The following is a 26,930-nucleotide window of genomic DNA, read 5'->3' as shown; positions in this document are numbered from 1 at the left end:
GCCTTCATCGCCGCCCCAGCGCCATCAGCAATTTCCGGCAGATGCCGGCGATGTCGTGGCTGGCCTGCGCGCGCGGGGCATAGGCGGCGACGCTCTGCTGCGCCGCCAGCGCCTCGGGCACGTATTCGTCGCGATGCACCATCCCCAGCAGGCGCGGCCCCATCTGGGCGGCCAGGCTGCGGGCGATGCGCGGCCCCAGGCGCGTCATCGGATCGAACTGGTTGATGATGAAATACTGCGCCGCCGGCAGCCCATGGCCGTACGCCCGCCCGGACTCGATGTCCGCAAACAGGGCGGCCGAGGCCGCATCGGCCGCCAGCACCGTCAGCAGCACATCCGCATGCGGCAGGATCGCCCGCAACGCGGCCGACGGGCCGGGTTCGGTATCGACGATCACCATCGTCGCGGGGTCGGCGGCCAGAATCCGCAGCGGCTCGGCCAGCAGGGCGGGGGCCTGTTCCAGCCGGGCCGATATGTTCACCGACGCCCCCATGTCCATCGCGCCGTACGGCAGAACCGTCACCCCATCGACCGTGCGCTGCCCCACCTGGTGCCAAAGATGGGGCTGATCCAGCATCTGGGCGAAGCCCCGCACCTGATGCAGCGGCACGCCGAGATGCAGGCGCAGCATGTTCTGGGGGTCCAGATCGACGGCGACGACACGCAGCGTCGCGTCCGATGCCAGCGCGCTCGCCAGGTTCGCCGCCATCGTGCTCTTGCCCACACCGCCTTTGGGAGAAACACAACAGATCAACGGCATCGAAAACCCTTCGCCGCCGCATCCGTCATCGTCCCAGGCCCCATGCCGCGATGGCAGGACATCCGCGCGGTCAGCGGAAAATATCCCGAAGGCTGGTGTCCGACGGCCCGGCAGGCGGGGCCGCCCGGCGCAGGACCGAGAACATCTCCCTCAGGCTGATGCCGCGCGCGGGCTCGGGCGAACGCACGGGCGCGCGTTCCACTGCCGGGGACTGGGCCGCCGGGGATTGGGCCGCCGGAGCGGAGAACATCCCGCCGGCCGGCACGCCGCCAAGACCACCCAGGCCGGCCAGCCCCGCAAGGCCGTGCGGCGCATCGGAAGGGGCCGAAGGCGGCCGCGCCGACGCGGGGAAGGAAGACGCCGGGGCCGCTGCAGCCGGCACGGCGGCCAGGCCGGACAAGACGCCGCCATCGCACGGGGCGGGCGGTTCGATGCCGCCCAACCCCGCCAGGCCCGACAGCGGCGTGGCCGGGGCCGCCACCGCCGCCGGGAGGGGCGAAGGGTCGGCGGGCGCGGCCCGCGATGCGACGGAACCGGGGTGAATCCGGTCGAGATTGTCGAAGGCGCGATAGGGAAACGACGGCTCGCCCACCGCGACCCGCAGGCCCGAGACATCGGTGGCGCCGGCATCATTCACGCCGGCCGGACCCGCCGACGGCAATGCGGCGTTCAACAACGGGAAATCGGCGTCGGTATCGTTTGCCATCAAGGCACCCCTGAAACACCATCCATCGGGAAATAGGCATCGCGGCCCGGCCCCCGCCTTAGCCGCATCAGGGCGGATGCCAGCCCTTCTTCACGGCCCGGCCGGCACCACCGGTCCCGATATCATCCCAAATATCCTTACCCTCGCCGCATGAAACCCGAACACCGCTTCCACGACGGTCCGGAGGCAGAGTAAAATGATTGGGAAATTTTTATAACATAGAACCAATCCACTGCAAGAACGGCAGATCGGCACGCTTTCCGGCCCGCAACATCACCCCCCCGAGGCCGCCTGGCGCATGATGCCGGCGGCCATCCCCTCCTGCACCAGCCGCGACAGCAGCGTCAGCGACGCGGAATAATAATTGGTGTTGGCCTCCATCGCGGGAAAATCCGACGGGTCCGCCAGGCCGCAGGCGACGCCCAGCGCGTGGAAGCCGGGCGGGGCGCCATAGGGCGCACGTTCGCCGGTCTTCAGATCCACCCAGGCCGGCAGGCCGTCCGCACCCCATGCCCCCCAATATCGCCGCAGCGACGTCCGCATCGGCGCATCCAGCATCCCCGCCCATTGCAGGTACAGCGGCACGCGGATGGCATCGTAGGAAAAGCGGGGCGGCCAGGGCTGGGCGATTCCCGGCACGCCGCCGACCCTGGGCAGCGACAGCCAGTCCGGCGGCAGGTTCCACCGCCCGAAGCGCCCCTGATGCAACAGGCGCCGCCCGTCGCGCACCACCCGCATCCACAGGCCGGCGTCGTCCAGCAGCGCCCCCGCCAGCAAGGACGGCATGATGTAATAGGACGGGTTCAGCACCACGCGGTCCGGGAAGGCAAACCCGTACAGGCCCGGCAGCAGCACGGTGTACGCCCCCGCCTGGACCACGATTTTTTCGCGCAGCGCGGCATAGATCGCGCAGGCGGCAGCGGTCAGGTCCTGCCGCCCCCAGCGGTCGCCCGCCAGGGTCAGCGCCAGCGCGATCAGCAGGTCGCCGTCCGTCGCGTTCTCGCTTTCCGGCACGTGGTTCGGCGCATCGGGCAGGTAATGCCAGGCGTGCAGCGCATCGCCCTGGTGACGCAACGTCCTTTCCGTCCAGCGAAACAGGCTGTCGAACGTTTCACGGTCGTCGAACGCCTGCGCGAACAGCATGCCATACCCCTGCCCCTCGGTATGGGAGACATTGCCGTTGCCATTGTCGATCACACGCCCGTCGGGCGAAACGAAATGCCGCCGATAGAACGTCCAGTCATCCATGCCGGCGGCCCGCGCGGCGCGGCCCCCGGGCTGCAAGGTCGCCATCGCCCCCCCGGCCACCCCTGCCAGAACATGACGCCGAGCAAGAAACGCTGTCATCGGACCTCTGCTACCCCTCACGACCGGGGGCCGAGGCCCCGAAAAACCCGCCGGGCGCCGTCGCGCGCCGCCCCGTGACACGGTTGGGCCATCAGCATTACCTCAATCGGCGTCCCCACCAAAATCCGCCGCCGCACGACGCCCCGAAAGCAGAAATGGCGGCGCCCCCAAAAAGGGAACGCCGCCATTTCCGGATACGTCACCGTCACCGGGACGATCGCCTGGCCCGGCCGGACCGGTCACCCCGTCCGACCGGGCCTGGGACTTACTCCGCCTTCAGACCCACGGCGGAGGTCTTGCCGTTACGGCCCTTCTCCAGCTCGTAGCTGACGCTCTGTCCCTCGTTCAGGCTACGCAGCCCGGCCTGCTCGACCGCGCTGATATGCACGAACACATCGCTGGAGCCGTCGGTCGGCTGGATAAAGCCGTAACCCTTCTCCGAGTTGAACCACTTTACGGTACCTGTCGCCATTGCAGGTCTCCTGATATTCGGGCTTCCACGCGAACATGCGTGGCATCGAGACTTTTTAAAATGGAGAGACCAGAACTTCGCCGAGCGGCTCTTGTGCGATCCTGCCGAGGCCAAAAAGTCCAGCCGCGCGCTATGCTATAGAGTCGCGCGGGGAATTGCACGCATCAATATTGCACAGCCGCCAACAATGCATATAGATAGGTTTTCTACCTAAGCAGCAACGGGTCCTTCGACCATGCCGTCCCCAACCTTACCCGCCGACACCGGCCCCCTGGACGACGCCGCCGACCTGGCCGAAACCCTGCGCCCGACGCTGCACCGCCTCTATCGCCGGCTGCGGCGCGAGGACGGCGAAGCCGGCCTTTCCCCCTTGCAGACCCTTCTGCTGACCGTCGTCATGGACCATCCGGGCATCGGTGTCGCCGAACTGGCGCGCCGCGAGAATGTGCGGGGCCCGACGATCAGCGCCCATGTCAAATCCCTGGTCGCCGCCGGATTGCTGGACCGCGCGTCCTCGCCCCACGACCGGCGACGGACCGGCCTTGCCGTCACTTCGCAAGGGCAGGCGACCATCGCCGCCCTGCGCCGGCGCCGCACCGACTGGCTGGCCGGCGCATTGGCCCGCCTGTCGCCGGACGCCCGACAGGCGATCCGCGCGGCCATCGAACCGCTGGCCGAGATCGGACAATGACGGCCGTGCCCCTCCCGCCCGACGACGCCCCGCCCGATCCCGACGCACCGACACCGGCGGAAATCCGCGCGGTGGTGCGCGGCCTGATGATCGTCCTGGCGCTGGGCGCGCTGGACCAGAGCATCGTGGCCACCGCCCTGCCCCGCATCGTCGGCGACCTGGGCGGCGTCACCCATATGTCGTGGATCGTGTCGGCCTACGTCCTGGCCTCGACCAGCGTCATGCCGCTCTACGGCAAGCTGGCCGACCAGTACGGCCGCAAGCCGGTCCTGACCGGGGCCGTGCTGGCCTTCCTGCTGGGGTCGGTACTGTGCGGCGCAGCGCACAGCCTTTTTCAGATGATCCTGTTCCGCGCGATCCAGGGGCTGGGGGCGGGGGGCCTGCTGCCGCTCACCCAGATCATCATCGGCGACCTGGTGCCCGCCGCCCGGCGCGGCCGGCGGCAGGGCATGGTGGCGTCCGTATTCGCAGTGTGCAGCGTCCTGGGGCCGGTCGCGGGCGGGGTCGTCACCGACCTGCTGTCCTGGCACTGGATCTTCTACCTCAACCTGCCGATCGGCGCCGCCGCGCTGCTGGTCGTCACGCGGGCGTTGCGGCGGTTTCGTCACCCGGTCCGCGCGCGGCGGATCGACTATCCGGGCGCCCTGCTGATGACCGGGGCCACCACCGCCTTCCTGCTGGTCCTGACCCTGGGGGGGTCGGAATGGGCATGGGCGTCCGCGCCGACCGCGGGCCTGGCGGCGGCGGCGGCGCTGCTGCTGTTCCTGTTCGTCCGGCATATCCGCCGCGTGCCGGAACCGGTCCTGCCGCCCGGCCTGTTCCACGACCGGCTGTTCGTCGTGGCCAGCCTGGTCCTGGCGCTGGCGTTCATGGGGCTGATGGGGGCGGGCCTGTTCTTTCCGCTGTTCTTCCAGCTGGTCATGGGGGTCAGCCCGTCGCATTCCGGCTTCCTGACCGGACCGCTGATGATCGGGGTCGTCGCCTCGTCGGTGTTCAACGGGCGGGTGCTGCTGCGCTCGGGCCGCTACAAGCCGGCGCAGATCGGCGGCCTGACGCTGGCGCTGGCATCCTTCGCGATCCTCGGCTGGGCCAGCGCCACCGCGCGCGGGCTGGGCGTGATCGAACCGGCGATGACGGCCCTGGGATGCGGCCTCGGGCTGGTCACGCCGAACATGACCATCGCCGTGCAGAACGCGCTGCCCGTCGCCCATCGCGGCGTCGGCACCGCGACATTGGCGTTCTTCCGGTCGCTGGGCGGGTTGGCCGGCGTCGCCGGGGCCGGCGTCATCCTGGCCCGGAGCGTACCGGCGGGCGCGGGTTCAGCGCGGGACCATGCCGCGACGGTCGCGCTCTACCGCCACGCCATCGCCACGACCTTCCTGGCCGGCGCCGCGATCATCGCCCTGTCGCTGGTCGCCATCCTGTTCCTGCCCGAACGCCCGCTGGCGACGCGGCGGACGCCGGAGTCCACCACCGATCCTCAGGCGCCGCGCACCAGCAGATCGGCATAATCCGGGTGGCGGCGGATATAGGCCGTGACGAACGAACAGCGCGACACCACCCGCATCCCCCGCCCCCGCGCTTCATCGAGGACCGCGCGCACCAGCGCCGACCCGATGCCGCGCCCCTCCAGCGCGGGCGGAACCGAGGTATGGCCCAGCACCAGCCGCCCGCCCTCCACGGTGTAAGCCACGAACGCCACCCCGCCTTCGGCATGAAGCTCGAAGCGATGGCGCACCGTGTCGTCGATCAGATCGGTCATCGCCGCCCCCTTTTTTTGAACAGCCCCCTTTTTTGAACAGATCGCGTGCGGGCCGCCGATCCACACCCCCTGCGCCGATCGGCCAGGATCACGAATCCACGAGCAGGATTGCACCCCCGTCCGCCGGGACGCATGTCCGTTCCACACCACGGGAAAGGGCGCGTGTCATGCAGGTCAGGGACATCATGACGTCGCCGGCCATCGCGATTGATCCGTTCGACACCATCGAAAAAGCGGCGCGTCTGATGTTGTCCAACAAGATGAGCGGCGTGCCGGTGGTGACGTCGCAGGGGCAACTGGTCGGCATCCTGACCGAAGGCGACCTGCTGCGCCGCAGCGAACTGGGCACCGAGGGCATGCGCTCGTGGCTGGGGACGCTGCTGCAATCCCCCGGCCGGGCGGCGGCCGAGTATGTCCGCACCCACGGGCGCACGGTCGGCGACGTCATGACCGCGGAGCCGATCGCCATCGCCGCCACGTCCCCGGTCGAGGACGCGGTGGACGAGATGGTCCATCATCACGTCAAGCGCCTGCCGGTGCTCGACGGCGCGCGGCTGGTCGGCATCCTGTCGCGCGCCGACATCCTGCGCGCCCTGCTCCAGGTCCTGACGCCGCAGGAGAGCACCACCGACGACGACAGCATCCGCGCCGCCATCCTCGAGGAATACCGTAACGAGCCGCGCTGGGCCGGCCCCAGCTTCATCAACGTCCAGGTCCATAACGGGGTGGTGGAACTCAGCGGCGCGATCTTCGATTCCCGATTGCGGACGGCGGCCCGCGTGGCGGCGGAAAACGTGAAAGGCGTCGAATCCGTCATCGACCACCTGGTCTTCGTCGAACCGATGACGGGCACGACGATGCCTATATAGAGGGGGGCCTATGTAGAACGGGCGGGCACGCCCGGCGTTGTTCATTTCCTCGGATCGCGGCGGAACACGACATCATGCACAGGAAACAGAATATTCTTTTCGTCATCGCGGATGGCGAGCACGCGCGCTTTGTGCAGGCGGATGACAACCACGCCCTGCACAGCATCGCATCGTTCGATTCGACGGCGGCGCACAAGCAGTCCTCCGATCTGGGGGACGACGCGCCGGGGGCCAGTTTCCACAGCGATTCCACCGCCCATCACGCCCTGGCCCCGCGCCATGACCTGCACAGTCTGGAAAAGCAGAAATTCGCCCGCCTGGTGGCGGCGCAGATCAACGCGCGCCAGACACTGGACGACGCGCTGGTAGTGGTGGCGCCCGCGCGCACCAGCGCCGTCATTACCCAGAATCTCGTCCCCGAGGTCGGCTGCCGGGTCATCGGCGTGCTGGACAAGGATCTGGTCAAGGTGCCCGACCATGAACTGAAGGCGCATGTCGGCCGCTGGATCTGGTAATCGCGCCGGCGCGCCCATTCCTTGGAGCCTGTTTGAAAATGCGCGCTGGCGGCGATCCGACGCGCGTTTTCTGCGCTCCGATGCTCACGGCCCATAAGGCCGCTCCGCTTCGGTGCTCAAAAACACACGCCGGGCGCTTCACTGCGCTCCGCTCTCGCTCGCCAGCCCACATTTTCAAACAGGCTCTTAAAAACCCCGTCCCCCGGACCCGAACTTTTGCCGGGGGGCCACGTTGTCGTCCCACGCGACACTCACAGCCTGTCCCGCAATCTCGGTCACGATGACACGGGGGTGATGGCCTTGTCGGACTTCCTGTCTCTGCACCCCCTGACGGCCTATGCGGCGGCGATCGCCGGGCTTCTCGTCGTGATCCTGGCCCTGTCGGCCATCACGGGCACGCGGCGCGTCGGCCCGGCGCGGGGCCGGTCCATGAACCTGCCGTTCGAATCCGGCATCCTGCCCGTGGGTTCGGCGCAATTGCGCCTGCCGATACAATACTACCTGATCGCGATGTTCTTCGTCATCTTCGACGTGGAATCGGTCTTCCTGTTTTCCTGGGCGCCGGTCGCGACCGAGGCCGGATGGCGGGGATACGGCGCGATCGTCGTCTTCATCTTCTTCCTGGCGGCGGCGCTGGCCTACCTGTGGCGCGGCGGCGGGCTGGATTGGGGCCCGACGCCCCGCGCACGGCCGGACAGGGGATAGGACATGCGCTGGACCATGACCCCGGCAGGGGGGACACCCGCAGCGGGCGGCCCGGAGACGGGCGGCGCGCCCCATAGCGTGACCGAGACCATACGCCGCAACCTGGTCATGGGCCGACTTCAGGATTTCGTATCCTGGGGGCAGAAGAATTCGATCTGGCCGTTCAATTTCGGCCTGTCCTGCTGCTATGTCGAAATGGCGACGGCCTTCACCAGCAAGTACGACATCGCCCGCTTCGGGTCCGAGGTACTGCGCGCCACCCCGCGCGAGGCCGACCTGATCGTGATCTCCGGCACCGTCTTCGTGAAGATGGCCCCGATCATCAAATATCTGTACGACCAGATGCTGGAACCGCGCTGGGTCATCTCGATGGGTTCCTGCGCCAATTCCGGCGGGATGTACGATATCTACAGCGTGGTGCAGGGCGTCGACAGCTTCCTGCCCGTCGATGTCTACGTCCCCGGCTGCCCGCCCCGGCCCGACGCGCTGCTGGAAGGGCTGATGCTGCTGCAACGCTCCATCGCCACCCAGCGCCGGCCATTAAGCTGGATGATCGGCCCCCAGGGGGTCGAGCGCGTGACCCCGCCCAGCCTGCGCGACATGAAGCGCGACGCACGACGGGCGGCGCGCGACCTGCGCGCGCCCGACACGATCTGAGCGCCCGGGCCGATGAGCGTCACCGCCCCGCCCCGCCCCGCCGATGCGCGCGACGCCACGATGCTGGCGCAGATCTCGGACACCGTTCCCCCCATCGTGCTGGCCGTCGAACGCACGCGTGACGAGGTGCCGACCGTCTGGATCGCCCGGGAACACCTGCACGGGGCAATGGCGCGGCTGCGGCAGCCGGACGCCGGCCTACGCATGCTGTTCGACCTGACCGCGATCGACGAACGGCAGCGCACGCATCGCGCGGACCAGCCGGACAGCGCCTTCACGCTGGTCTATCACCTGATGTCGTTTGCCGGGCCGGGCGATGAATTGCGCCTGAAGGTGCCGCTGCCGGCCGACAGTCCGCATGCCCCCACCATCACCGACCTGTGGCCGAACGCGAACTGGTACGAACGCGAAGTCTGGGACCTGTTCGGCATCGTGTTCGACGGGCACCCGTTCCTGCGCCGCATCCTGACGCCGCCGACCTGGACCGGCCATCCCTTGCGTAAGGACCATTACGCCCGCGCCACCGAGATGCCGCCCTACAGCCTGACCGAAGACCAGGAATTCGCCGAGCAGGAGGCCCTGCGCTTCGACCCCGCCCAATGGGGCATGCGACGGCATTCCGCAAACAGCGACTTCATGTTCCTCAATCTCGGCCCCAACCACCCCAGCGTGCATGGCGTGTTCCGCATCGTCCTGCAACTGGACGGCGAACGGATCGTGGACGCGGTGCCCGACATCGGCTTCCACCATCGCGGCGCCGAGAAAATGGGCGAACGCCAGTCCTGGCACAGCTTCATCCCCTACACCGACCGCGTCGATTACCTGGGCGGGGTGATGAACAATTTTCCCTATGTCATGGCGGTGGAAAAGCTGGCCGGCATCACCGTGCCCGACCGCGCGCAGATGATCCGCGTGATGCTGGCCGAACTGTTCCGCATCGCCAGCCACCTGGTGTTCTACGGCACCATGACGCAGGACGTCGGGCAGTTGTCGCCCGTGTTCTACATGTTCAGCGACCGCGAACGGGTGTTCGAGATCATCGAGGCCATCTGCGGTTTTCGCATGCATCCCGCGTGGTTTCGTATCGGCGGCGTGGCGATGGACCTGCCGCGCGGCTGGGATGGCCTGGTCCGCGCCTTCCTGGACTACCTGCCCCGCCGCCTGGACGAATACGACAAGATGGTGATGCGAAACGGCATCTTTCGCGCGCGCACCAGGGGCGTGGGCGCCTACACGGTGCGCGAGGCCGTGGAATGGGGCGTGACCGGCCCCGGCCTGCGCGCCTGCGGGCTGGCATGGGACTATCGCCGCCAGGCGCCCTATGCCTGTTACGACCAGCTTGAATTCGACATCCCGACGGCTGCGAACGGCGATTGCTACGACCGCGTCGTCGTGCATATCGCGGAAATCCGCCAGAGCCTACGCATCATCCGCCAGTGCGTGGACAACATGCCGGCCGGCCCCATCAAGGCCGACCATCCCCTGACCACGCCGCCGCCCCGGGCGCGGACGATGCATGACATCGAAACCCTGATCCATCATTTCCTGAACGTCAGCTGGGGGCCGGTCATTCCGCCGGGCGAGGCCCGCGCCTGCGTCGAGGCCACCAAGGGGCTGAACAGCTACCATCTGGTCAGCGACGGCGGGACGATGTCCTACCGCACGCGCATCCGCACGCCGTCCTTCCCGCATCTTCAGATGATCCCGCTGATAAGCCGGGGCACCATGATCGCGGACCTGATCGCCATCATCGGCAGCATTGATTTCGTGATGGCCGATGTCGACCGCTGACGCCCCCCTGCCGCCGGACCTGCGGGCCGACATCGCGGCCATGGCGGCGGCCGAGCACCATGCGCGCATGGCGGCCATCCCCGCCCTGATGGCGGTGCAGGCCCGCCTGGGCTGGGTCAGCGACGCGCATCTGGCCGACGTCGCCGGCCTGCTCGGCCTGTCGCCGGCCGACCTCGACGGGGTCGCCACCTTCTTCAACCTGGTCTTCCGCCGGCCGGTGGGCCGCCACGTCATCCTGATGTGCGACAGCGTGTCGTGCTGGATCATGGGGCGCGACGCCCTGTGCGCGCGCCTGTGCGACCGGCTGGGCATCCGGCCGGGCCAGACGACGGCGGACGGGGCGGTCACGCTGCTGCCCATCGTCTGCCTGGGCCATTGCGACCACGCCCCCGCCATGCTGGTCGATCGCACGCTGCATGGCGACCTGGACGAAGCGGGCATCGACCGGATCGCGAACGCCCTGGCCGCGGACACGCCCGAGGGACCGCCGACATGACCGAACGGCCGCTGACCGCCATGATCGACCCCGCCGCCGGCCCGCCCGACTGCGCCGCGTACGGCAGGGCCGGCGGCTGGCGGGGCGCGCGCGCGGCCCTGCGGGACATGACGCCGGACGCGGTGATCGACGTCGTGACGCGCTCGACCCTGCGCGGACGCGGGGGGGCGGGGTTCGGGACCGGCCAGAAATGGAGCTTCGTGCCCAAGGAGCCGGCCGCCACCCGCCGCAAATACCTGATCGCCAACGCCGATGAGATGGAGCCCGGCACCTTCAAGGACCGGCTGCTGATGGAAGGCAACCCGCTGCAACTGATCGAGGGCATGATCGTCGCGGGCTACGCCATCCAGGCCGGCCACGGGGTGATCTTCCTGCGCGGCGAATATCATGTGGCGCTGGACCGCCTGACCCGCGCCATCGCCGATGCCCGCGCCACCGGCTGGCTGGGCGCGGACATCCTGGGCTCCGGCTTCGGGTTCGACATCCATGTCCATACCAGCGGCGGGCGCTATATCTGCGGCGAGGAAACGGCGCTGCTGACCGCACTGGAAGGCAAGCGCGCCCAGCCGCGCAGCAAGCCGCCCTTCCCCCAGGTCGGCGGGCTGTGGGGCGCGCCCAGCGTCGTCAACAATGTCGAGACCCTGTGCAACGTGCCGCACATCGTCGCCAACGGCGCGGAGTGGTTCCGCGCGCTGGGCCTCGGCCCCGACGGCGGGACCAAGCTGTACGGCATCAGCGGGCGCGTCCGTCGCCCCGGCACCTGGGAACTGCCGATGGGCACCCCCCTGCGCGAGATCATCGAACAGCATGCCGGCGGCATGCGCGACGGTTACGCCTTGCGCGCGCTGCTGCCGGGCGGGGCGTCCACCGCCTTCCTCGATGCCGGGCAGGTCGATGTGGCGATGGAGTACGGCGCGGTGGAAAAGGCCGGCAGCCGGCTGGGCACCGGCCAGGCCATCCTGCTGGACGACCGGACCTGCCCCATCGGCATGCTGCATAACCTGGAACATTTCTTCGCCCAGGAATCCTGCGGCTGGTGCACGCCCTGCCGCGACGGGCTGCCGTGGGTCGAACGGCTGCTGGCCGCGATCGAGGACGGCAGCGGCGCGCCCGAGGACCTGGACCGCCTGGCCGACCATGCCCGCCTGCTGGGGCCGATGGGCCGCACCTTCTGCGCGCACGCGCCGGGCGCGATGGCGCCGCTGGCCAGCGGGCTGCGCCTGTTCCGCGCGGACTTCGAGGCCCACATCCACCAGCGCGGCTGCCCGCTGCGCCAGGCCGCATAGGGGGACGCCGGGCAATGGCGACGATCCATATCGACGGCCGCCCCTGCCCCGCCCGGCCGGGCGAGAACCTGCTTCAGGCATGTCTCGAGGCCGGGGCCGACCTGCCCTATTTCTGCTGGCACCCCGAACTGGGGTCGGTCGGCGCGTGCCGGCAATGCGCCGTGCGGCAATACAGCGGCCCCGACGACCGCACCGGCCGCATCGTCATGGCCTGCATGACGCCGGCCACCGACGGCGCGATCCTGTCCATCGACGATGCCGAGGCCCGCGAATTCCGCGCCAGCGTCGTGGAATGGCTGATGACCAACCACCCGCACGACTGCCCGGTCTGCGCGGAAGGCGGCGAATGCCATCTTCAGGACATGACGGTGATGACCGGCCACGCCGTCCGCCGCTATCGCTTCACCAAGCGCACCCATCGCAACCAGGATCTCGGCCCCTTCGTCAATCACGAGATGAATCGCTGCATCGCCTGCTATCGCTGCGTGCGGTTCTATCGCGACTATGCGGGCGGCGAGGACCTGGCGGCCTTCGCCACCCATAACGACGTCTATTTCGGCCGCCATGCCGACGGCGCGCTGGAAAACGGCTTCAGCGGCAACCTGGTGGAAATCTGCCCGACCGGGGTGTTCACCGACAAGCCGTTCTCGGCGGTCTACAGCCGCAAATGGGACCTGCGGGGCGCGCCTTCGGTCTGCACGCATTGCGCCGTGGGCTGCAACACCATCGTCAATGCGCGGCAGGACAGCACGCGACGGGTGCTCAACCGCTATCACGACGCGGTCAACCGCTATTTCCTGTGCGACCGGGGGCGCTTCGGCCATGGCTTCACCGCCGCGCCGTCCCGCCTGCGCGCGCCCCTGGCCCGGATCGACGGCCGCCCGACGCCGGTGCCGGTGCAGGACGCCCTGCGCCGCTTCCAGATGATGGCGCAGGACGGACCGGTGGTCGGCATCGGGTCGAGCCGCGCATCGCTGGAATCCAATTTCGCGCTGCGCGCGCTGGCCGGGCCGGCGCGGTTTTCGACCGGCATGGCCGAGCCGGAGCACGGGCTGGCGCGCCTGGTCGCGGACCTGCTGCGCGCGAGTCCCGCGCGCAACCCCACCCTGCATGACATGGAATCGGCCGACGCCGTGCTGATCCTGGGCGAGAACGTCACCGTCACCGCCCCCCGCGCCGGCCTGGCCCTGCGGCAGGCGGTGCGGCAGGCCGCCTTCGATATCGCCGACGCCGCGCGCATCCCGCGCTGGATGGACGCCGCCGTCCGCACCCTGGGGGCGGAGGCATGCTCGCCGCTGTTCGTCGCCACCCCCGGCCCGACCGATCTGGACCCGATCGCGCGCGCCACCTATCGCGCCGCGCCGGACGACATCGCCCGCCTGGGCTTCGCCATCGCGCACGGCATCGACCCCACGGCCCCCGATGTGCCGGACCTGCCGGAAGACGCGGCCCGGCTGGCCGCCGACATCGCGGCGACCCTGCGCGCCGCCGCCCGTCCGCTGATCGTCGCCGGCACCCAGTACGGCACGGCGGCGCTGCCGCAGGCCGCCGCCGCCATCGCCGCCGCGCTGGCGGCGCACAACAGCGCCGCCGCGCTGTCGCTGATCCTGCCGGACTGCGACAGCATGGGGCTGGCGCTGATGGACGGGCTGTCGCTGGACGCAGTGCGCGCGCTGGCGCGGGACGGCGGCATCGGCACGCTGGTGGTGATGGAAAACGATCTGACCCGCCGGCTGGACCCGGCGGCGCTCGACGCCCTGCTGGCCGCCGTGCCGCATCTGGTGGTCATCGACCACACCGCGACCCCGCTGTCCGCCCGGGCCGACCTGGTCCTGCCGTCGGCGAGCTTCGCCGAATGCGGCGGCACCCTGGTCAGCACCGAGGGGCGGGCGCAACGCTTCCTGCAGGTCCTGTTCCCCGACCCGCCCCTTCAGGCCGGCTGGCGCTGGGCGCGCGACCTGGCGCAGGCAGCCGATCCGGGGACGGCCCCCGTCTGGCAGGATCTGGACGATATCGTCGCCGCCATCGCCGCCGAGATCCCGTCCCTGGCCCCGATCGGCCGGGCCGCGCCCGATGCCGCCTATCGCCTGGACGGGGCGCGCCTCCGCAGCGAACCGCCGCGCATCAGCGGCCGCACCGCCGTGCGGGCCAATATCAGCGTCCGCGACCGTCCCCCTCCAGCGGCGCCGGACACCCCGCTGGCGCCCACGATGGAGGGCGCGTACGGCCCCGCCATCCCCGGCGCGCTGGTCCCCTATTACCAGGCGCCGGGCTGGAATTCGGTCCAGTCCCTGAATCGCTTCCAGCAGGAAATCGGCGGGCCGATGCGCGGCGGCGACGCCGGCGTGCGCCTGCTGGACGGCGCACGCCAGGACGAAACCCCGCGCCCCCGTTCCGCCTACGCCACCGCCATCCCCGCCCCCTTTGTCCCCCGCGCGGGGGAAATCCTGCTGCTGCCCGAACCCCGCCTGTTCGGGACCGAGGAGCTCAGCACCCTGTCGCCCCCCATCGCCGCCCGCGTCGAAGCCGCCGCGCTACGCATCGCCGATGACGGCGGCGCCACGCCCACGATCGCATTGCGCCTCAATGGCCAAAGGGTGGTCCTGCCCGTCATCCGCGATCCGGCCCTGCCGCCGGGCATCGCCTTGTGCCCGCCGCACATGGCCCTGCGCGCCTTCGCCGCCCCCGCCTGGGCGATCGTCCAGCCTCACGGGGACGATACGCCATGACGCCCCCGCCGCTGCTTGTCATCGCCACCACGCTGGTCGTGCTGCTGGGGCTGGCCACGATGCTGACCTGGGCCGAACGCCGGCTGCTGGGCCTGTGGCAGGATCGCTACGGCCCCAACCGCGTCGGGCCGGGCGGCCTGTTCCAGGCGGTGGCCGACGGCATCAAGATCCTGTTCAAGCAGGACTGGATTCCCCCCTTCGCCGACCGGCCGGTCTTCGTCCTGGCGCCGGCCATCGGCATGATGACGGTCCTGCTGGCCTTCGGGGTCATTCCCGTCACCGCGCTGTGGAGCATCGCCGGCGACCTGAATATCGGCCTGCTGTTCGTGTTCGCCACCATGGGGCTGGGGGTCTATTCCGTGGTGCTGGCGGGCTGGGCGTCGAACAGCAAATACGCGCTGCTGGGCGGCATGCGGGCGGCGGCGCAGATGATGAGCTACGAAGTGTTCATGGGCCTGTCGACGCTGGGCGTGGTCATGACGGCCGGATCGTTCGGCCTGCGCGACATCGTGCAGGCGCAGGCGGGCCTGTGGTTCGTCATTCCGCAATGCCTGGGCTGCGTGGTGTTCCTGCTGGCCGGAATCGCGGAAACCCACCGCCTGCCCTTCGATTTGCCCGAAGGCGAGAACGAACTGGGCGCGGGCTTCCACACCGAATATTCAGGCATGAAGTTCGGGATGTTCTTCCTGAGCGAATATGCCGGCATCGTCCTGGTCTCGGCCCTGGTGACGACGTTGTACCTGGGGGGCTGGCAGGGGCCGGTGCTGCCGCCGGCCCTGTGGTTCGCCGCCAAGACCGGCGCGCTGGTGTGCCTGTTCATCCTGTTGCGGGCCGCCCTGCCGCGCCCACGCTACGACCAGTTGATGGCGCTGGGCTGGAAAGTTCTGCTGCCGCTGTCGCTGCTCAACATCGTCGCGACCGGCGCGGTGCTGCTGCTGCGCGCGCCGGGCTGACGGGGGGACATGCCATGTTCGGAATCCTGCGTACCCTGTGGCTGACGTTCCTGCATCTGGGCCATCGGCGCGTCACCGTCGGCTATCCGGAAACCAGGCCCGCGCTGCCGCCCCGCTATCGCGGACGCATCATCCTGTCGCGCGACCCCGACGGGCTGGAACGCTGCGTCGCGTGCAACCTGTGCGCGGTGGCCTGCCCGGTGGACTGCATCAGCCTGCAGAAGGCCGAACAGGACGGGCGCTGGTATCCGGACTATTTCCGGATCAATTTTTCCCGCTGCATCTTCTGCGGATTCTGCGAGGAAGCCTGCCCGACCTACGCCATCCAGCTCACCCCGGATTTCGAGATGAGCGAGTATGTCCGCCCGAACCTGGTCTATGAAAAGGAGGACCTGCTCATCAGCGGCACCGGGAAATATCCCGACTACAGCTTCTATCGCGTCTCGGGCGTGAAAATCCCCGGCAAGGACAAGGGTGAGGCCGAACGCGAGCAGCCGCCCGTCGATCTGCACAGCCTGCTGCCATGACCACCAGCATGCCCTTCCTGCTGTCCGCCCTGGTGGCGGTCTGGGCCACCTTCATGGTGGTGACGCGCGCGGTCGCGATCCACGCGCTGCTGTACCTGGTGGTGGCGCTGCTGGCGCTGGCCTGCGTCTTCGACGTGCTGGGCGCGCCGTTCGCCGCGATTCTCGAGGTCATCGTCTATGCCGGCGCCATCATGGTGCTGTTCGTGTTCGTGGTCATGATGCTCAATCTCGGCCGGCCGGACCGCCTGCGCGAAAACAGCTGGATCGCGCCGCGCGGCTGGATCGGGCCGGGGCTGCTGGCCGCGCTGCTGCTGGCGGCGCTGGCCGATGCGCTGGTGGTGGCCGCCCCCGATGGCGGGCCGATCGCCGTCATCGACACGCGGCAGGTGGGGCTGGCGCTGTACGGGCCTTATGTCCTGATGGTGGAGCTGGCGTCGTTCCTGCTGCTGGCCGGCCTGGTCAGCGCCTTTCGCATCGGCCGGCATATCCGCGGCGAGGATGCGCCATGACCGCCGCGCCGGCCCAGGCCCTGCTGCTGGCCAGCATGCTGTTCGCGCTGGGCCTGCTGGGGGTGCTGGTGCGGCGCAACCTGCTGTTCATGCTGATGTCGATCGAAATCATGCTCAACGCCGCCGCCCTGGCCTTCGTCGCCGCCGGCATGCGCTGGCACGCGGCCGACGGCCAGGTCATGTTCCTGATGATCCTGGCGCTGGCCGCCGCCGAGGCCGCCGTGGGGCTGGCGATTCTGCTGCGCCTGCATGCCGCCGGCCGCCCGACGCTGGACGCCGATACCGGCAACCGCCTGAAGGGATAAGGGACCATGCTTGCCCTGCTGCCGCCGCTGATCGTCCTGTGCCCGCTGGCGGCCGCCGCGATCCTGCTGCTGTCGGCCGGGCGCATGCCGCCCCCGGCGGCCCGGCTGCTGGCCGCGGGCGCGGTGGGGCTGGCGGCGGCGCTGACGCTGTGGCTGGCCGTGCGCTTCCTGTCGGCGCCGCCGCCCGCGCACCGGCTGGATGTCGTGCTGTGGCACTGGCTGCGCGTGGGCGGGTTCGATGCCCGCATCGCCTTCACGCTCGACCCGCTGTCGCTGGTGATGATGCTGGTGGTGACCGGGGTGGGGTTCCTGATCCATCTCTATGCCTGCGGCTACATGCGCGGCGATCCGGACGTGGCGCGCTTCTTCGCCTGCATGACGCTGTTCGTCGCCGCGATGCTGGTGCTGGTGCTGTCGTCCGACCTGCTGTGCCTGTATGTCGGCTGGGAAGGGGTGGGGCTGTGCTCCTACCTGCTGATCGGCTTCTGGTATGCCGAGGCCGCCAATGGCGTCGCCGCGCGCAAGGCCTTCATCGTCACGCGCATCGGCGATGCGGCGCTGCTGTGCGGCCTGCTGCTGCTGGCCACCCGGACCGGCGGGCTGGAGATCGCAGGCGTGCTGCGATCCATTCAGCCCGGCGGCCCGGTGGCCGAGGCCGCCGCCGCCCTGCTGCTGGGCGGCGCGCTGGCCAAGTCGGCGCAGGCGCCGTTCCAGGTGTGGCTGCCCGACGCCATGGCCGGCCCCACGCCGGTGTCGGCGCTGATCCACGCCGCGACCATGGTCACCGCCGGGGTCTATCTGATCGCGCGGCTGCACCCGCTGTTCCTGGCCGCGCCGGCGGTGATGACCGCCATCGCCGTGCTGGGGCTGGTCACGCTGCTGCTGGCCGCCGGCAGCGCGCTGGCGCAGACCGACATCAAGCGCATCCTGGCTTTTTCGACGATCAGCCAGCTTGGCTACATGTTCCTCGCCCTGGGCACCGGCGCGTGGGGGGCGGCGATCTTCCATCTGGTGACGCACGCCGTCTTCAAGGCGCTGCTGTTCATGGCGGCGGGCGCGGTCATCCTGCGCGTGCACCACCAGCAGGACATCTTCCGCATGGGCGGGCTGGGGCGCGCGATGCCGGGCGTGTTCGCCGCGTTCGCGGCCGGGGCGGCGGCGCTGGCCGGCCTGCCGCTGGTCACCGCCGGGTTCTACAGCAAGGAAGCGATCCTGCAGCAGGCGTGGCGCGCCGGCCCCGTGCTGTGGGCGGGGGCGCTGCTGGGGGCCTTCCTGACCGCGCTCTATATCTCGCGCTGCGTCTTCATCGTGTTCCTGGGGCCGGTCCGCACCGCGCCCACGGGCCGGACGGAAGCGTCGATGGCCATCCCGCTGGCCGGCCTGTCGGTGCTGGCGCTGACCGGCGGCCTGATCGAAATGCCCGACGCCATCGCCCCGGTGCACCTGCTGTTCCGCCTGCTGGCGCCGGTGCTCGGCCCCCCGACGACGGAGGGCGCGGAAGGGGGCGCGGGGGTGCTGCTGCTGGCCGGGGCGCTGGCGCCGCTGGCCGGCATCGCCGTGGCCTGGGGCCTGTGGCGTCCGCGCGCCGGAGCCCCCGCCCCTGCCGATGACGGGCTGGCGCGCGCGGCCCGCGCGGGTTGGGGGTTCGACGCCGCCTACGGGCTGCTGCTGGTCCGGCCGTTCCTGGCATTGGGGTGGCTGAACCGCCGCGACCTGTTCGACCGCGTGCCCGACCTGCTGGCCGCCGCGACGCGATGGGGGGCGCGGCTGCTGGGCCGGATGCAGGACGGGCAGGTCCGACGCTATGCCGGCTGGATCGCCGCCGGCACGGTCGCCGCACTGTGCCTGGCGGTGCGGCCATGATGGCGCTGTATGCCCTGGTGCTGCTGCCGCTGGTGGGCGCCGCCGCCGCCTGGCTGGCCGGCCGGGCATCGCCGCGCGCGCCCTGGCCCGTCGCGGTCGCGACCCTGGTGCTGCTGGCGGCCCTGCTGGCCTACATCACCTGGGCCGTGCCGGCGGGGGGCGGGCCGTGGCTGGCGCATGCCTCCGCCCCGTGGATTCCGGCGCTGGGCATCACCCTGCGCTGCGACATGGACGGGCTGGGCCTGGTGCTGCTGTGGCTGACGGTGGTCCTGTCCTTTCCGTGCGTCCTGCTGGCGTCGCGCGATATCACGGACACACCCGGCACGTTTCATGCCCTGCTGCTGGCGACCATCGCCGGCGTCGATGGCGTGTTCATCGCCACCGACCTGTTCCTGTTCTTCTTTTTCTGGGAACTGATGCTGGTGCCGCTGTATGTGCTGATTACCGTGTGGGGGCACGAGGACAGGACCCGCGCGGCCTTCAAATTCTTCCTGTTCACGCAGGGCAGCGGCCTGCTGATGCTGCTGTCGATCCTGGGGCTGGCATTCGTGCACCAGCAGCAGACCGGCATCCTGACCTTCGATTACTTCGCCCTGGCCACGACCCATCTGTCGCCGGTGCTGGCGATGGGGCTGATGCTGGGCTTCTTCGTCGCCTTCGCGGTGAAGCTGCCGGTGGTGCCGCTGCATGTCTGGCTGCCCGACACCCACACCCAGGCCCCCACGGCGGGCAGCGTGCTGTTGGCGGGCGTGCTGCTCAAGACCGGGGGATACGGGCTGATCCGCTTCGTCGTCCTGCTGTTTCCCGACGCGGCGATACGCTTCGCCCCGGTGGCGCTGGCGCTGGGCGCGCTGGGCATCCTGTATGGCGCGTGGCTGTCGCTGGTGCAGGACGACATCAAGCGGCTGATCGCCTACAGCAGCGTCAGCCACCTGGGCTTCGTCCTGCTGGGGGTATTCTCGGCCTCGCCGCTGGGCGTGGCCGGCGCGGTGGTGCAGATGGTGGCCCACGGACTGAGCACCGGGGCCCTGTTCGTCATCGCCGGCGCGTTGCAGGACCGGCTGCACACCCGCGACCTGCGCCGCATGGGCGGGTTGTGGCCGGCGCTGCCGCATCTGTCCGCCACGGGCCTGGTCTTCGCCATTGCGTCGCTGGGCCTGCCAGGGCTGGGCAATTTCGTCGGCGAATTCCTGGTGCTGCTGGCCACCTGGCGCATCAGCCCGCCCATCGCGATCCTGGGGGCGGCGGGGCTGGTGCTGTCGGCGCTCTATGCGCTGACGATGGTCGGCCGGGCCTTCCTCGGCCCCCCGCCCGGCGACGGCTGGCCGGCCCTGCCGGATTTCGGGGCGCGACACATGGCGGTGCTGGGGGCCGCGATGGCGCTGCTGCTGGCGCTGGGCCTGTATCCGCAGCCGGTGCTCGACCTGTCGCTGCCCGCGCCCCTGCTCCATTCCGCCCTACCCCACGCCGCCCTAACCGGGGGGCCGCGCCCATGACGGCCACCCTGATCGCCGCCCTGCCTGACGTGCCGGCGCCGGTGCTGGTCCTGGCGGCGGGCATCCTGGTCCTGCTGCTGGCCATCGCCTGTCGCCGGCCGGGACGGGAAAGCGGGACGGTGGCCGGGGCGATCATCGCGGCGGCCACCCTCGGCCTCGCCTTCGCCGGCCTGTGGTCCCCCGCGCCGCCGCACGCCGCCGATATGGCGCGGCTGTTTGCGGCCGATGCCTGGTTCGCCTACGGCGCTGGGCTGATCCTGCTGTCGTCGGGCGGCATCCTGGCCATGTCCTGGCGACAGATGGCGGGCGAACGCGCGGACGAGGCCCATCTGCTGCTGCTGCTGGGCACGCTGGGCGCGGTCGTCGTCGCCGGCAGCGCCAACGCCATCGCGTTCTTCGTGGGGCTGGAAACCCTCAGCCTGTCGCTGCTGGGGCTGATCGCCTATCGCCCCCGCCTGCCCGACGCCGTCGAGGCCGCGATGAAATATCTGGTGCTGGCCGGCACCTCCTCGGCGATCCTGCTGTTCGGCCTGGCGCTGGCCTATGCCGAAACCGGCGACCTGCGCTTCACCGTCCCGCTGGCGGCCAACCCGGCCGAACCGGCGCTGGCCATGGCGGCGACGCTGCTGGTGCTGACGGGCCTGTTCTTCAAGCTGTCGGCCGCCCCCTTCCACCTGTGGCTGGCCGACGTGCTGGACGGCGCGCCCACACCGGTCGCGGCCTTCATCGCCGTGGTTTCGAAGATCGCGCTGTTCGTGGCGCTGGCCCGCTATTTCGCGATGACCGACCTGACCGGCACGGCCTGGCCCGCCCAGGATCTTGCAATCGTCGCGGTGCTGAGCATGGTCGGCGGCAACCTGCTGGCGTTCGGACAGACGAAGCTGAAGCGCCTGCTGGCCGGCTCGTCCATCGCCCATATCGGCTATCTGCTGGTGGCGCTGCTGTCGGCGGGGCCGTTGGGCGCGGGCAGCGCCGCGTTCTACCTGGCGGCCTATGCGGCGGCCACCCTGGGCGCGTTCGCCGCCCTCGGCGCGGCGCCCGACCAGCCGGACCTGGCCGCGTGGCGCGGCATGTTCCACCGCCGGCCCGCCGTGGCGCTGGCCCTGTCGATCATGCTGGCGTCGCTGGCGGGCATTCCGCCGGCCGTCGGCTTCTTCGCCAAGGCCTATATCGTCGCGGCCGGCATGTCGGCCCACCGGATGCTGCTTCTGGCCGCGCTGATCGTCAGCAGCATCATCGGGCTGTGCTACTACCTGAACGTCGCCCGGGTCATGATGACGCCCGCCCCCGACACCGCCGCCCCGGCCGGGGCCGCCGCCTCCGGGACGACCGTCCTGCTGACGGCGCTGGCGCTGGCGACCGTGCTGCTCGGCCTGTTTCCCGGGCCGCTGGTCCAGCGCACCACGGCGCTGTTCCGGTCCGCCGGGCCGGGCGGGGCAACACTCGCGGCCTCTCACGACATTCTGTACGCTAGCACCCCGCCGCCGAGGCAGCGCCTCTTGCGGTAGCCCCGGCCTGTCCCATTTTCCCTTTATACCAACCGCCGAAAGCAAGGACGCATCTGGCAGGACAGGTCGGGCTCTGCCCGAACCCGCCAGGGCCTGAGGCCCTGAGGCATGCCGCCGACACGTCAGTCATGACGCGGATGGGCACTCCATTCCACCACGCGATGCGGGAGGCTGCTGCCATGACCGCCACCGTTCTTCAGGTGCTCGACCACAAGGGCCATCACGTCTTCACCGTCCGCGAGGACATGCCGGTGGGGCAGATCGCCGACGCGATGGTGCGTCATCGCATCGGCGCGGTTCCGGTCATGGACATGGCCGGACGGCTGGCCGGGCTGGTGTCGGAACGAACGCTGGTCACGGCCCTGTCCACCCACGGCGCGCATTTCGGCCGGCTGGCCGCGCGCGACATCATGATGCGCGACGTGCCGACCGCCACGCTGGATGAAAGCATCATGGAAATCGGCCGCCGGATGACCGAGCGCCGCACCCGCCATCTGCCGGTCCTCGACGACGGCGCCGTCATCGGCCTGGTCAGCATCGGCGATATCGTCAAGGCCCGGCTGGAAGAAGCGGAACACGTGACCCACGAACTCAGCGCCTATATCCGCGACAGCAACCACACCACGGCCGACCCCCGAACCAACCACCGCGACGCCGACGCCCATCGCGCGCGACCGGCGCGGACACCGGGATACGCCCGATAACCGCCCCTTCATGCCGGCCGCGCTGCTGACGCCAGGCGCATGAGATGTCCCCGCCAAGGGCGTTGCCCTTGACCCACCAAAGGGCAGTCGCCCTTTGGAAACCCATTCGTTATCAAATGATTGGGGTGCAGGGCCTCAGGCCCTGCCGGGTCCAGGGCAGAGCCCTGGCTATACGTCAATCACAAGGCGGGTTGGTATAGACCCCTTTCATGAACGACAGCCCGGACCGGGAGAGAACCCGGTCCGGGCGTCCCGTGTCGGTCAGGTGGTGTCCTCGCCGGCGGGAATATCCTCGTCGAACGATCCGATGGCGTCGGCGGCATGCCGGCCCAGGACGATCGACTGTCCGGCGATCCGGACCGCGTCGGTGAGCGGCAGGAAATGATAGGCGCCGTCGGCGCCCGTCAGTTGCAGGCGGGCCCGGCCTTCCACCGCCCGGACGACACCCACCTGAAGGCCATCGCACCCGACGACGGGCATGCCGGGCCGCACTTCGTCCGCATCAATCATGTCGCGTTCCTTCCCTGTCCGATTCTTCCGCCGCCGGCGCATTATGAAACGGCGCCGGCACGGCCCGGGATTTTCGACCAGGGCATTGTCCGGCCACCGGTCGCCCGGCCTGGGCGTCGAACGGATATATCGCGACGAAGGTTGCGTTTTTCCATGGGGCGGCCAGGATTTCCACGACGCATCGTTGCCGCAGGGGTACCGTCATGCCATCACGCCGAATGATGGGCCGGATCGTGCTGTGGTCCCTGGTTGTCGCGGCCGGCATGGCGATCGCGACCCATCGGGCCTGGCTGCCGCCCGCCTACGACCCGACCCGGCCGCTGAACCTGGGGGCGCCGCGCACCTTCATGACGCCGGTCAAGCTGCGGGTGCTGTCCTCGGACCGGGCGATGTGCCGGGCGGCGCTGGCGACGTCGGCGCTGCGCCTTCGCCCCGTGCCGGCAGGGGGAACGGCGGCCTGCCCGGTGACGGATGGCGAACGGGTGGATGGTGGGCCGGCGCCGTCCCTGCCGGCCGGTTTCCTGGCGTCCTGCCGTCTGGCGGTGCGCTGGTCGATGTTCCAGACCGACGTGGCGGAACCGGCCGCCCGCGCGGTGTTCGGCATGGGCCTGCGTGGCATCCGTCAGGCCGGCAGCTTCGCCTGTCGCGATATCCGCGACCGCCCCGGCGCGATCAGCAGCCACGCCACCGCCGACGCGATCGACGTCTCCGCCTTCGTGCTGGAGGACGGGCGCGAAATCCCCGTCAGCGCATGGCGCGCGCCCACCCACGGACCGGACCCGCGCATCGTCTTCCTGCGCCGCGTCCGCGACGGCGCCTGCGCGATCTTCGGCGTCGTACTGTCCCCCGATTATAACGGACTGCATGCCGGTCATCTCCATCTCCAGGCGACCGGCTTCGGACTGTGCGACTGACCGCACGGCGGATTCCGAGGGTCCGGCCGGGCATCCATGCGCCGGCGCCATGGCCCACGACCCGGCCTTTCTTGATTTTTTTCGTTTTCTGGACTACAAAAATACGAAGGAATTTCCGAGCCGTCACGATGCGAATCATGACAGCCGCAAGACCTGCCCCCGAAATGAATGAGCCCTCCCGGGATTCAAGGAAGGAGGATACGCCATGACGACAGTGTTCCGGACGCTTGCCCTTGCGGCCGTCCTGGGCGTGGCCCCGATGCTGGCGGTACCCGGCGCCGTCCACGCGCAATCCACCGATCAGATCACCAATGAATCGGAACAGGTCACCGTCGAGGCGACGCATCACGTCAGGGTCGTCTACTTTGCCCGCGACCTTCAGGACGTGCCGCATGCGCGGCAGTTCATCGCCCGGCTGGACAGGGCGGCCCTGGTGGCCTGCGGCGACGACACCGCGCTCGCGGCGGAAATCCGGCGCGCCATCGAACGGTCCGACTGCCGGCGCGACGGCGTCCTGCGGGCGATTTCGGACATCCGCAATCCGATGCTCGACCAGGCCCTGAGCCGCTACGGATTACCGGCCTAGCACGCCCGCCGGCCGGCAGGGGCCGCTTTTTTGCTTCTGCCGCGCACCGGACAATGCCATGCTCCCCTGGTCCAGCCGAGAAAATCGGCCAGCCAGGGGGAATCATCAGTTTGATGCCGATATCCGGCCCGTTGTCATCTTCCGCCGACCAAACGCGACAGCCTGCCGGTGACGCGCCCCCCGCCCCCGAAACCCCGCTCCCGGAACCGCCATTTCCCACGGCCAACGCCTGGCTGGCGGCGGTCGTCGCCAGTTCCGACGACGCCATCCTCAGCAAGACGCTGGACGGGATCATCCTCAGCTGGAACGCGGGGGCCGAGCGTATTTTCGGATATACCGCCGCCGAGACGATCGGCCGCCCCATCACCATGCTGATCCCCGAAAGCCGGCGGCGGGAGGACGCGATCATCCTGGCCCGCATCCAGGCGGGCGAGGGCGTCGATCATTACGAAACCGTGCGCCGCCGCAAGGATGGCGCGCTGATCGACATTTCGCTGACGGTCTCGCCGGTGCGCGACCAGGCCGGACGCGTCGTCGGCGCCTCGAAGGTCGCCCGCGACATCAGCGACCGCAAGCGCGCCGACGCGCGGCGCGACCTGCTGCTGCACGAGATGAACCACCGGGTGAAAAACCTGTTCGCGCTGGTCAATGGCCTGATCGCCCTCAGCGCCCGGTCGGCCGATGACGCGGACGCTTTTGCCGCCGCATTGTCCCAGCGGGTCATGGCCCTGGCACGCGCCCATGAACTGACCATGCCCGACCTGTCCCAGGCCCTGCCCGCGCCTTCGGAAACCTCGCTGCATGCCCTGCTTGCGGCGATCGTGGCCCCGCTGGACAACGACGACGGCAGCCGCCTTGCGATCTCGGGGCCGGATATCGTGCTGCCCGGCACAATGCTGACCTCCCTGGCCCTGCTGCTGCATGAATTCACGACGAATGCCGCGAAATACGGTGCGCTCTCGTGCCCGGACGGACGGCTGAACGTCGCCCTCGCCCGGACGGGCGACATGATGGAACTGACCTGGACCGAAATCGGCGGCCCCCCGGTCACGCCGCCCACGCCCGAGAACGGGTTCGGCAGCCGGCTGGAACGGGCCACCGTCCAGGGCGCGCTGCACGGGCAGGTGCACCGCGAATGGCTGCCGGCCGGCGTCGTCATCACCCTGTGCATTCCGCTGACGCGCCTGATGGCCTGACGTGGCGCGCCTCCCCGTCATGTGAGGGAACGGGCCGGCATCCCCCGCGCTGCCCACGGACAGGGCCGGCAGACGGAGAACGACGATGACCGACAATCCCCTCGATTTTTCCCCGCTCCGCGAGGCCCGCATCCGCGCGAAGGCCCGGCTGCTGTGGCAGGAGGACGGATGCCCCGAGGGCGGCGACGCCGCCTATCTGGAGGCCGCCCGCGCCCTGGTCGGCATCGCGGACAGCGCCGGGGCCGGACAGATCCGCCCGTCCGACGAACAGGACGGGGTGGAAGATGCCTTCCTGCAGGAGAACCTGGGCGAATTTCCCGGCCGGCTGACCGATCAGGGCGACGACCGCCTTGTGCCCTTCCCCACACGACACCAGGCGCACATGGCCGGCCGGGACGAGGGCAGCATCATGGGCGCGCTGGACGGCAGGACGATCGCGATCCTCGCCACCGACGGCGTCGAGGAGGTGGAACTGACCGAACCCGTCAAGGCCCTGCGCGACGCGGGGGCGCGCACGGTGCTGGTGTCGCTGCATTCCGGCCAGATCCAGGCCATGAAATCCGATGTCACGCCGACCAGGCGGTACGACGTCGACCTGCCGGTCGCACAGGCGGCGGCGGCGGAATTCGACGGGCTGGTCCTGCCCGGCGGCACGACCAGCCCCGACCATCTGCGGATGGATGACGACGCCGTGCGCTTCGTGCGGGAATTCGTGCAGGCCGGCAAACCCATCGCCGCGATCTGCCACGGCCCCTGGACCCTGATCGACGCCGGCGGCGTGAACGGCCATGTCATGACCTCGTGGCGGTCGCTGCGGGCCGACCTGACCAATGCCGGCGCGCACTGGGTCGACCAATCGGTCGTGACCGACGGCACACTGGTCACCGCGCGCGATCCGGGCGACCTGAAGCTGTTCTGCCCGGCCATCGTCACCCTGTTCTCCGGCGCGGCGGCGCACCCCGCCTGAGAGTATCCGTTGTGATCAAGCGGCTTTTGGCGTCCAGAGGCGGTTGTCCCGCAACAGCGCGTTGGCGAGAACGATGAGTTTTCGCATGATGGCGGTAATGGCGACT

At 69.8% G+C, this 26,930-nt stretch carries 28 protein-coding genes and 1 pseudogene; 23 read left to right on the top strand and 6 right to left on the bottom strand.

Features of this window, described 5'->3' with window-relative positions:
* Nucleotides 1-4 precede the first annotated feature (4 nt).
* The 4 genes from bcsQ to HLH21_RS13095 form a co-directional block, all read right to left on the bottom strand.
* Complete coding sequence (gene bcsQ, locus HLH21_RS13110) at nucleotides 5-760, bottom strand: cellulose biosynthesis protein BcsQ (protein ID WP_182944204.1); 756 nt, start codon at nucleotides 758-760, stop codon at nucleotides 5-7.
* A gap of 70 nt (nucleotides 761-830) precedes the next feature.
* Nucleotides 831-1,466: a hypothetical protein gene (locus HLH21_RS13105; protein ID WP_182944203.1), complete on the bottom strand. Its 636-nt coding sequence runs from the start codon at nucleotides 1,464-1,466 to the stop codon at nucleotides 831-833.
* Nucleotides 1,467-1,739: 273 nt separating this feature from the next.
* Nucleotides 1,740-2,813: a glycosyl hydrolase family 8 gene (locus HLH21_RS13100; protein WP_182944202.1), complete on the bottom strand. Its 1,074-nt coding sequence runs from the start codon at nucleotides 2,811-2,813 to the stop codon at nucleotides 1,740-1,742.
* Nucleotides 2,814-3,078: 265 nt separating this feature from the next.
* Nucleotides 3,079-3,285: a cold-shock protein gene (locus tag HLH21_RS13095; RefSeq protein WP_182944201.1), complete on the bottom strand. Its 207-nt coding sequence runs from the start codon at nucleotides 3,283-3,285 to the stop codon at nucleotides 3,079-3,081.
* A 235-nt stretch (nucleotides 3,286-3,520) separates the two neighbouring features.
* Here HLH21_RS13095 and HLH21_RS13090 point away from each other — a divergent pair, with 235 nt between their 5' ends.
* Complete coding sequence (locus tag HLH21_RS13090; protein ID WP_182944200.1) at nucleotides 3,521-3,976, top strand: MarR family winged helix-turn-helix transcriptional regulator; 456 nt, start codon at nucleotides 3,521-3,523, stop codon at nucleotides 3,974-3,976.
* 5 nt (nucleotides 3,977-3,981) lie between these two features.
* Nucleotides 3,982-5,487, top strand: a complete 1,506-nt coding sequence (locus HLH21_RS13085; protein WP_220789811.1) for an MDR family MFS transporter — start codon at nucleotides 3,982-3,984, stop codon at nucleotides 5,485-5,487.
* Here HLH21_RS13085 and HLH21_RS13080 read toward each other — a convergent pair.
* Nucleotides 5,457-5,738, bottom strand: a complete 282-nt coding sequence (locus HLH21_RS13080) for a GNAT family N-acetyltransferase (protein ID WP_182944199.1) — start codon at nucleotides 5,736-5,738, stop codon at nucleotides 5,457-5,459. The two genes, HLH21_RS13085 and HLH21_RS13080, sit on opposite strands and share 31 nt — an antisense overlap.
* 185 nt (nucleotides 5,739-5,923) lie before the next feature.
* Between HLH21_RS13080 and HLH21_RS13075 the strand changes: the two genes are divergently transcribed.
* From HLH21_RS13075 to HLH21_RS13000, 16 genes are all read left to right on the top strand, one after another.
* Nucleotides 5,924-6,607 carry a CBS domain-containing protein gene (locus tag HLH21_RS13075; RefSeq protein ID WP_246379718.1) on the top strand — a complete coding sequence of 228 codons (684 nt, stop codon included), beginning with the start codon at nucleotides 5,924-5,926 and terminating at the stop codon, nucleotides 6,605-6,607.
* A 74-nt stretch (nucleotides 6,608-6,681) separates the two neighbouring features.
* The gene (locus HLH21_RS13070) at nucleotides 6,682-7,122 is read left to right on the top strand and encodes a host attachment protein (protein ID WP_182944197.1); all 441 of its coding nucleotides are present in this window, start codon (nucleotides 6,682-6,684) and stop codon (nucleotides 7,120-7,122) included.
* A gap of 294 nt (nucleotides 7,123-7,416) precedes the next feature.
* Nucleotides 7,417-7,827: an NADH-quinone oxidoreductase subunit A gene (locus HLH21_RS13065; RefSeq protein ID WP_182944196.1), complete on the top strand. Its 411-nt coding sequence runs from the start codon at nucleotides 7,417-7,419 to the stop codon at nucleotides 7,825-7,827.
* Nucleotides 7,828-7,830: 3 nt separating this feature from the next.
* Nucleotides 7,831-8,484, top strand: a complete 654-nt coding sequence (locus HLH21_RS13060; protein ID WP_373319639.1) for an NADH-quinone oxidoreductase subunit B — start codon at nucleotides 7,831-7,833, stop codon at nucleotides 8,482-8,484.
* A gap of 12 nt (nucleotides 8,485-8,496) precedes the next feature.
* The gene (gene nuoC, locus HLH21_RS13055; protein ID WP_182944194.1) at nucleotides 8,497-10,275 is read left to right on the top strand and encodes an NADH-quinone oxidoreductase subunit C/D; all 1,779 of its coding nucleotides are present in this window, start codon (nucleotides 8,497-8,499) and stop codon (nucleotides 10,273-10,275) included.
* Nucleotides 10,262-10,771 carry an NADH-quinone oxidoreductase subunit NuoE gene (gene nuoE / locus HLH21_RS13050; RefSeq protein ID WP_182944193.1) on the top strand — a complete coding sequence of 170 codons (510 nt, stop codon included), beginning with the start codon at nucleotides 10,262-10,264 and terminating at the stop codon, nucleotides 10,769-10,771. Before nuoC ends, nuoE begins: the two co-directional genes overlap by 14 nt.
* Nucleotides 10,768-12,057, top strand: a complete 1,290-nt coding sequence (gene nuoF / locus HLH21_RS13045; protein WP_182944192.1) for an NADH-quinone oxidoreductase subunit NuoF — start codon at nucleotides 10,768-10,770, stop codon at nucleotides 12,055-12,057. The genes nuoE and nuoF overlap by 4 nt, the downstream gene beginning before the upstream one ends.
* A 14-nt stretch (nucleotides 12,058-12,071) precedes the next feature.
* The gene (gene nuoG, locus HLH21_RS13040) at nucleotides 12,072-14,786 is read left to right on the top strand and encodes an NADH-quinone oxidoreductase subunit NuoG (protein WP_182944191.1); all 2,715 of its coding nucleotides are present in this window, start codon (nucleotides 12,072-12,074) and stop codon (nucleotides 14,784-14,786) included.
* Nucleotides 14,783-15,739 carry an NADH-quinone oxidoreductase subunit NuoH gene (gene nuoH / locus HLH21_RS13035; protein WP_182944190.1) on the top strand — a complete coding sequence of 319 codons (957 nt, stop codon included), beginning with the start codon at nucleotides 14,783-14,785 and terminating at the stop codon, nucleotides 15,737-15,739. The genes nuoG and nuoH overlap by 4 nt, the downstream gene beginning before the upstream one ends.
* A 14-nt stretch (nucleotides 15,740-15,753) precedes the next feature.
* Nucleotides 15,754-16,266, top strand: coding sequence for an NADH-quinone oxidoreductase subunit NuoI (gene nuoI / locus HLH21_RS13030; protein ID WP_182944189.1), 513 nt, complete (start codon nucleotides 15,754-15,756; stop codon nucleotides 16,264-16,266).
* A complete protein-coding gene (nuoJ, locus tag HLH21_RS13025; protein WP_182944188.1) occupies nucleotides 16,263-16,775 on the top strand; it encodes an NADH-quinone oxidoreductase subunit J in 513 nt (170 codons plus the stop codon). Before nuoI ends, nuoJ begins: the two co-directional genes overlap by 4 nt.
* Nucleotides 16,772-17,080 carry an NADH-quinone oxidoreductase subunit NuoK gene (gene nuoK, locus HLH21_RS13020; RefSeq protein ID WP_182944187.1) on the top strand — a complete coding sequence of 103 codons (309 nt, stop codon included), beginning with the start codon at nucleotides 16,772-16,774 and terminating at the stop codon, nucleotides 17,078-17,080. The genes nuoJ and nuoK overlap by 4 nt, the downstream gene beginning before the upstream one ends.
* A 6-nt stretch (nucleotides 17,081-17,086) precedes the next feature.
* The gene (gene nuoL, locus HLH21_RS13015; RefSeq protein WP_182944186.1) at nucleotides 17,087-18,943 is read left to right on the top strand and encodes an NADH-quinone oxidoreductase subunit L; all 1,857 of its coding nucleotides are present in this window, start codon (nucleotides 17,087-17,089) and stop codon (nucleotides 18,941-18,943) included.
* Nucleotides 18,940-20,439, top strand: a complete 1,500-nt coding sequence (locus HLH21_RS13010) for a complex I subunit 4 family protein (RefSeq protein ID WP_182944185.1) — start codon at nucleotides 18,940-18,942, stop codon at nucleotides 20,437-20,439. Before nuoL ends, HLH21_RS13010 begins: the two co-directional genes overlap by 4 nt.
* The gene (locus HLH21_RS13005) at nucleotides 20,436-21,947 is read left to right on the top strand and encodes an NADH-quinone oxidoreductase subunit N (protein WP_182944184.1); all 1,512 of its coding nucleotides are present in this window, start codon (nucleotides 20,436-20,438) and stop codon (nucleotides 21,945-21,947) included. Before HLH21_RS13010 ends, HLH21_RS13005 begins: the two co-directional genes overlap by 4 nt.
* 179 nt (nucleotides 21,948-22,126) lie before the next feature.
* A complete protein-coding gene (locus HLH21_RS13000) occupies nucleotides 22,127-22,651 on the top strand; it encodes a CBS domain-containing protein (RefSeq protein ID WP_182944183.1) in 525 nt (174 codons plus the stop codon).
* A 261-nt stretch (nucleotides 22,652-22,912) separates the two neighbouring features.
* Here the strand turns inward: HLH21_RS13000 and HLH21_RS12995 are convergent, their stop codons facing one another.
* Nucleotides 22,913-23,161, bottom strand: coding sequence for a DUF2171 domain-containing protein (locus HLH21_RS12995; protein WP_182944182.1), 249 nt, complete (start codon nucleotides 23,159-23,161; stop codon nucleotides 22,913-22,915).
* A 203-nt stretch (nucleotides 23,162-23,364) separates the two neighbouring features.
* Here HLH21_RS12995 and HLH21_RS12990 point away from each other — a divergent pair, with 203 nt between their 5' ends.
* From HLH21_RS12990 to HLH21_RS17060, 5 genes and pseudogenes are all read left to right on the top strand, one after another.
* Nucleotides 23,365-24,075 (top strand): extensin-like domain-containing protein, encoded by a 711-nt coding sequence (locus tag HLH21_RS12990; protein WP_182944181.1) that lies wholly within the window; start codon nucleotides 23,365-23,367, stop codon nucleotides 24,073-24,075.
* Nucleotides 24,076-24,280: 205 nt separating this feature from the next.
* A complete protein-coding gene (locus tag HLH21_RS12985) occupies nucleotides 24,281-24,661 on the top strand; it encodes a UrcA family protein (protein ID WP_182944180.1) in 381 nt (126 codons plus the stop codon).
* A gap of 113 nt (nucleotides 24,662-24,774) precedes the next feature.
* Nucleotides 24,775-25,857, top strand: a complete 1,083-nt coding sequence (locus tag HLH21_RS12980) for a PAS domain S-box protein (RefSeq protein ID WP_182944179.1) — start codon at nucleotides 24,775-24,777, stop codon at nucleotides 25,855-25,857.
* 85 nt (nucleotides 25,858-25,942) lie between these two features.
* A pseudogene (locus tag HLH21_RS17065) lies at nucleotides 25,943-26,065 on the top strand (DUF2934 domain-containing protein); the annotation flags it as partial.
* A gap of 201 nt (nucleotides 26,066-26,266) precedes the next feature.
* Complete coding sequence (locus HLH21_RS17060; protein WP_246379735.1) at nucleotides 26,267-26,824, top strand: type 1 glutamine amidotransferase domain-containing protein; 558 nt, start codon at nucleotides 26,267-26,269, stop codon at nucleotides 26,822-26,824.
* Nucleotides 26,825-26,930 lie beyond the last annotated feature (106 nt).

This window comes from Gluconacetobacter johannae (assembly GCF_014174305.1).
GTDB classification, from domain to species: Bacteria; Pseudomonadota; Alphaproteobacteria; order Acetobacterales; family Acetobacteraceae; genus Gluconacetobacter; species Gluconacetobacter johannae.
The sequence above is the reverse complement of the archived record's forward strand: the minus strand, read 5'-3'. Positions and strand labels throughout refer to the sequence as shown.

What these genes read in the sequence shown, in the direction of transcription:
- HLH21_RS12980 (WP_182944179.1), top strand. Translation starts at nt 24,775, where the DNA reads ATGCCGATATCCGGCCCGTTGTCATCTTCCGCCGACCAAACGCGACAG.
- nuoC (WP_182944194.1), top strand. Translation starts at nt 8,497, where the DNA reads ATGAGCGTCACCGCCCCGCCCCGCCCCGCCGATGCGCGCGACGCCACG.
- nuoE (WP_182944193.1), top strand. Translation starts at nt 10,262, where the DNA reads ATGTCGACCGCTGACGCCCCCCTGCCGCCGGACCTGCGGGCCGACATC.
- HLH21_RS13090 (WP_182944200.1), top strand. Translation starts at nt 3,521, where the DNA reads ATGCCGTCCCCAACCTTACCCGCCGACACCGGCCCCCTGGACGACGCC.
- nuoH (WP_182944190.1), top strand. Translation starts at nt 14,783, where the DNA reads ATGACGCCCCCGCCGCTGCTTGTCATCGCCACCACGCTGGTCGTGCTG.
- HLH21_RS13100 (WP_182944202.1), bottom strand. Translation starts at nt 2,813, where the DNA reads ATGACAGCGTTTCTTGCTCGGCGTCATGTTCTGGCAGGGGTGGCCGGG.
- nuoL (WP_182944186.1), top strand. Translation starts at nt 17,087, where the DNA reads ATGCTTGCCCTGCTGCCGCCGCTGATCGTCCTGTGCCCGCTGGCGGCC.
- bcsQ (WP_182944204.1), bottom strand. Translation starts at nt 760, where the DNA reads ATGCCGTTGATCTGTTGTGTTTCTCCCAAAGGCGGTGTGGGCAAGAGC.
- HLH21_RS13010 (WP_182944185.1), top strand. Translation starts at nt 18,940, where the DNA reads ATGATGGCGCTGTATGCCCTGGTGCTGCTGCCGCTGGTGGGCGCCGCC.
- HLH21_RS13000 (WP_182944183.1), top strand. Translation starts at nt 22,127, where the DNA reads ATGACCGCCACCGTTCTTCAGGTGCTCGACCACAAGGGCCATCACGTC.
- HLH21_RS13075 (WP_246379718.1), top strand. Translation starts at nt 5,924, where the DNA reads ATGACGTCGCCGGCCATCGCGATTGATCCGTTCGACACCATCGAAAAA.
- nuoJ (WP_182944188.1), top strand. Translation starts at nt 16,263, where the DNA reads ATGACCACCAGCATGCCCTTCCTGCTGTCCGCCCTGGTGGCGGTCTGG.
- HLH21_RS13105 (WP_182944203.1), bottom strand. Translation starts at nt 1,466, where the DNA reads ATGGCAAACGATACCGACGCCGATTTCCCGTTGTTGAACGCCGCATTG.
- nuoI (WP_182944189.1), top strand. Translation starts at nt 15,754, where the DNA reads ATGTTCGGAATCCTGCGTACCCTGTGGCTGACGTTCCTGCATCTGGGC.
- HLH21_RS13070 (WP_182944197.1), top strand. Translation starts at nt 6,682, where the DNA reads ATGCACAGGAAACAGAATATTCTTTTCGTCATCGCGGATGGCGAGCAC.
- HLH21_RS13095 (WP_182944201.1), bottom strand. Translation starts at nt 3,285, where the DNA reads ATGGCGACAGGTACCGTAAAGTGGTTCAACTCGGAGAAGGGTTACGGC.
- nuoG (WP_182944191.1), top strand. Translation starts at nt 12,072, where the DNA reads ATGGCGACGATCCATATCGACGGCCGCCCCTGCCCCGCCCGGCCGGGC.
- HLH21_RS13080 (WP_182944199.1), bottom strand. Translation starts at nt 5,738, where the DNA reads ATGACCGATCTGATCGACGACACGGTGCGCCATCGCTTCGAGCTTCAT.
- HLH21_RS13065 (WP_182944196.1), top strand. Translation starts at nt 7,417, where the DNA reads ATGGCCTTGTCGGACTTCCTGTCTCTGCACCCCCTGACGGCCTATGCG.
- nuoK (WP_182944187.1), top strand. Translation starts at nt 16,772, where the DNA reads ATGACCGCCGCGCCGGCCCAGGCCCTGCTGCTGGCCAGCATGCTGTTC.
- HLH21_RS13005 (WP_182944184.1), top strand. Translation starts at nt 20,436, where the DNA reads ATGACGGCCACCCTGATCGCCGCCCTGCCTGACGTGCCGGCGCCGGTG.
- HLH21_RS12990 (WP_182944181.1), top strand. Translation starts at nt 23,365, where the DNA reads ATGCCATCACGCCGAATGATGGGCCGGATCGTGCTGTGGTCCCTGGTT.
- HLH21_RS12995 (WP_182944182.1), bottom strand. Translation starts at nt 23,161, where the DNA reads ATGATTGATGCGGACGAAGTGCGGCCCGGCATGCCCGTCGTCGGGTGC.
- HLH21_RS13060 (WP_373319639.1), top strand. Translation starts at nt 7,831, where the DNA reads ATGCGCTGGACCATGACCCCGGCAGGGGGGACACCCGCAGCGGGCGGC.
- nuoF (WP_182944192.1), top strand. Translation starts at nt 10,768, where the DNA reads ATGACCGAACGGCCGCTGACCGCCATGATCGACCCCGCCGCCGGCCCG.
- HLH21_RS17060 (WP_246379735.1), top strand. Translation starts at nt 26,267, where the DNA reads ATGGGCGCGCTGGACGGCAGGACGATCGCGATCCTCGCCACCGACGGC.
- HLH21_RS12985 (WP_182944180.1), top strand. Translation starts at nt 24,281, where the DNA reads ATGACGACAGTGTTCCGGACGCTTGCCCTTGCGGCCGTCCTGGGCGTG.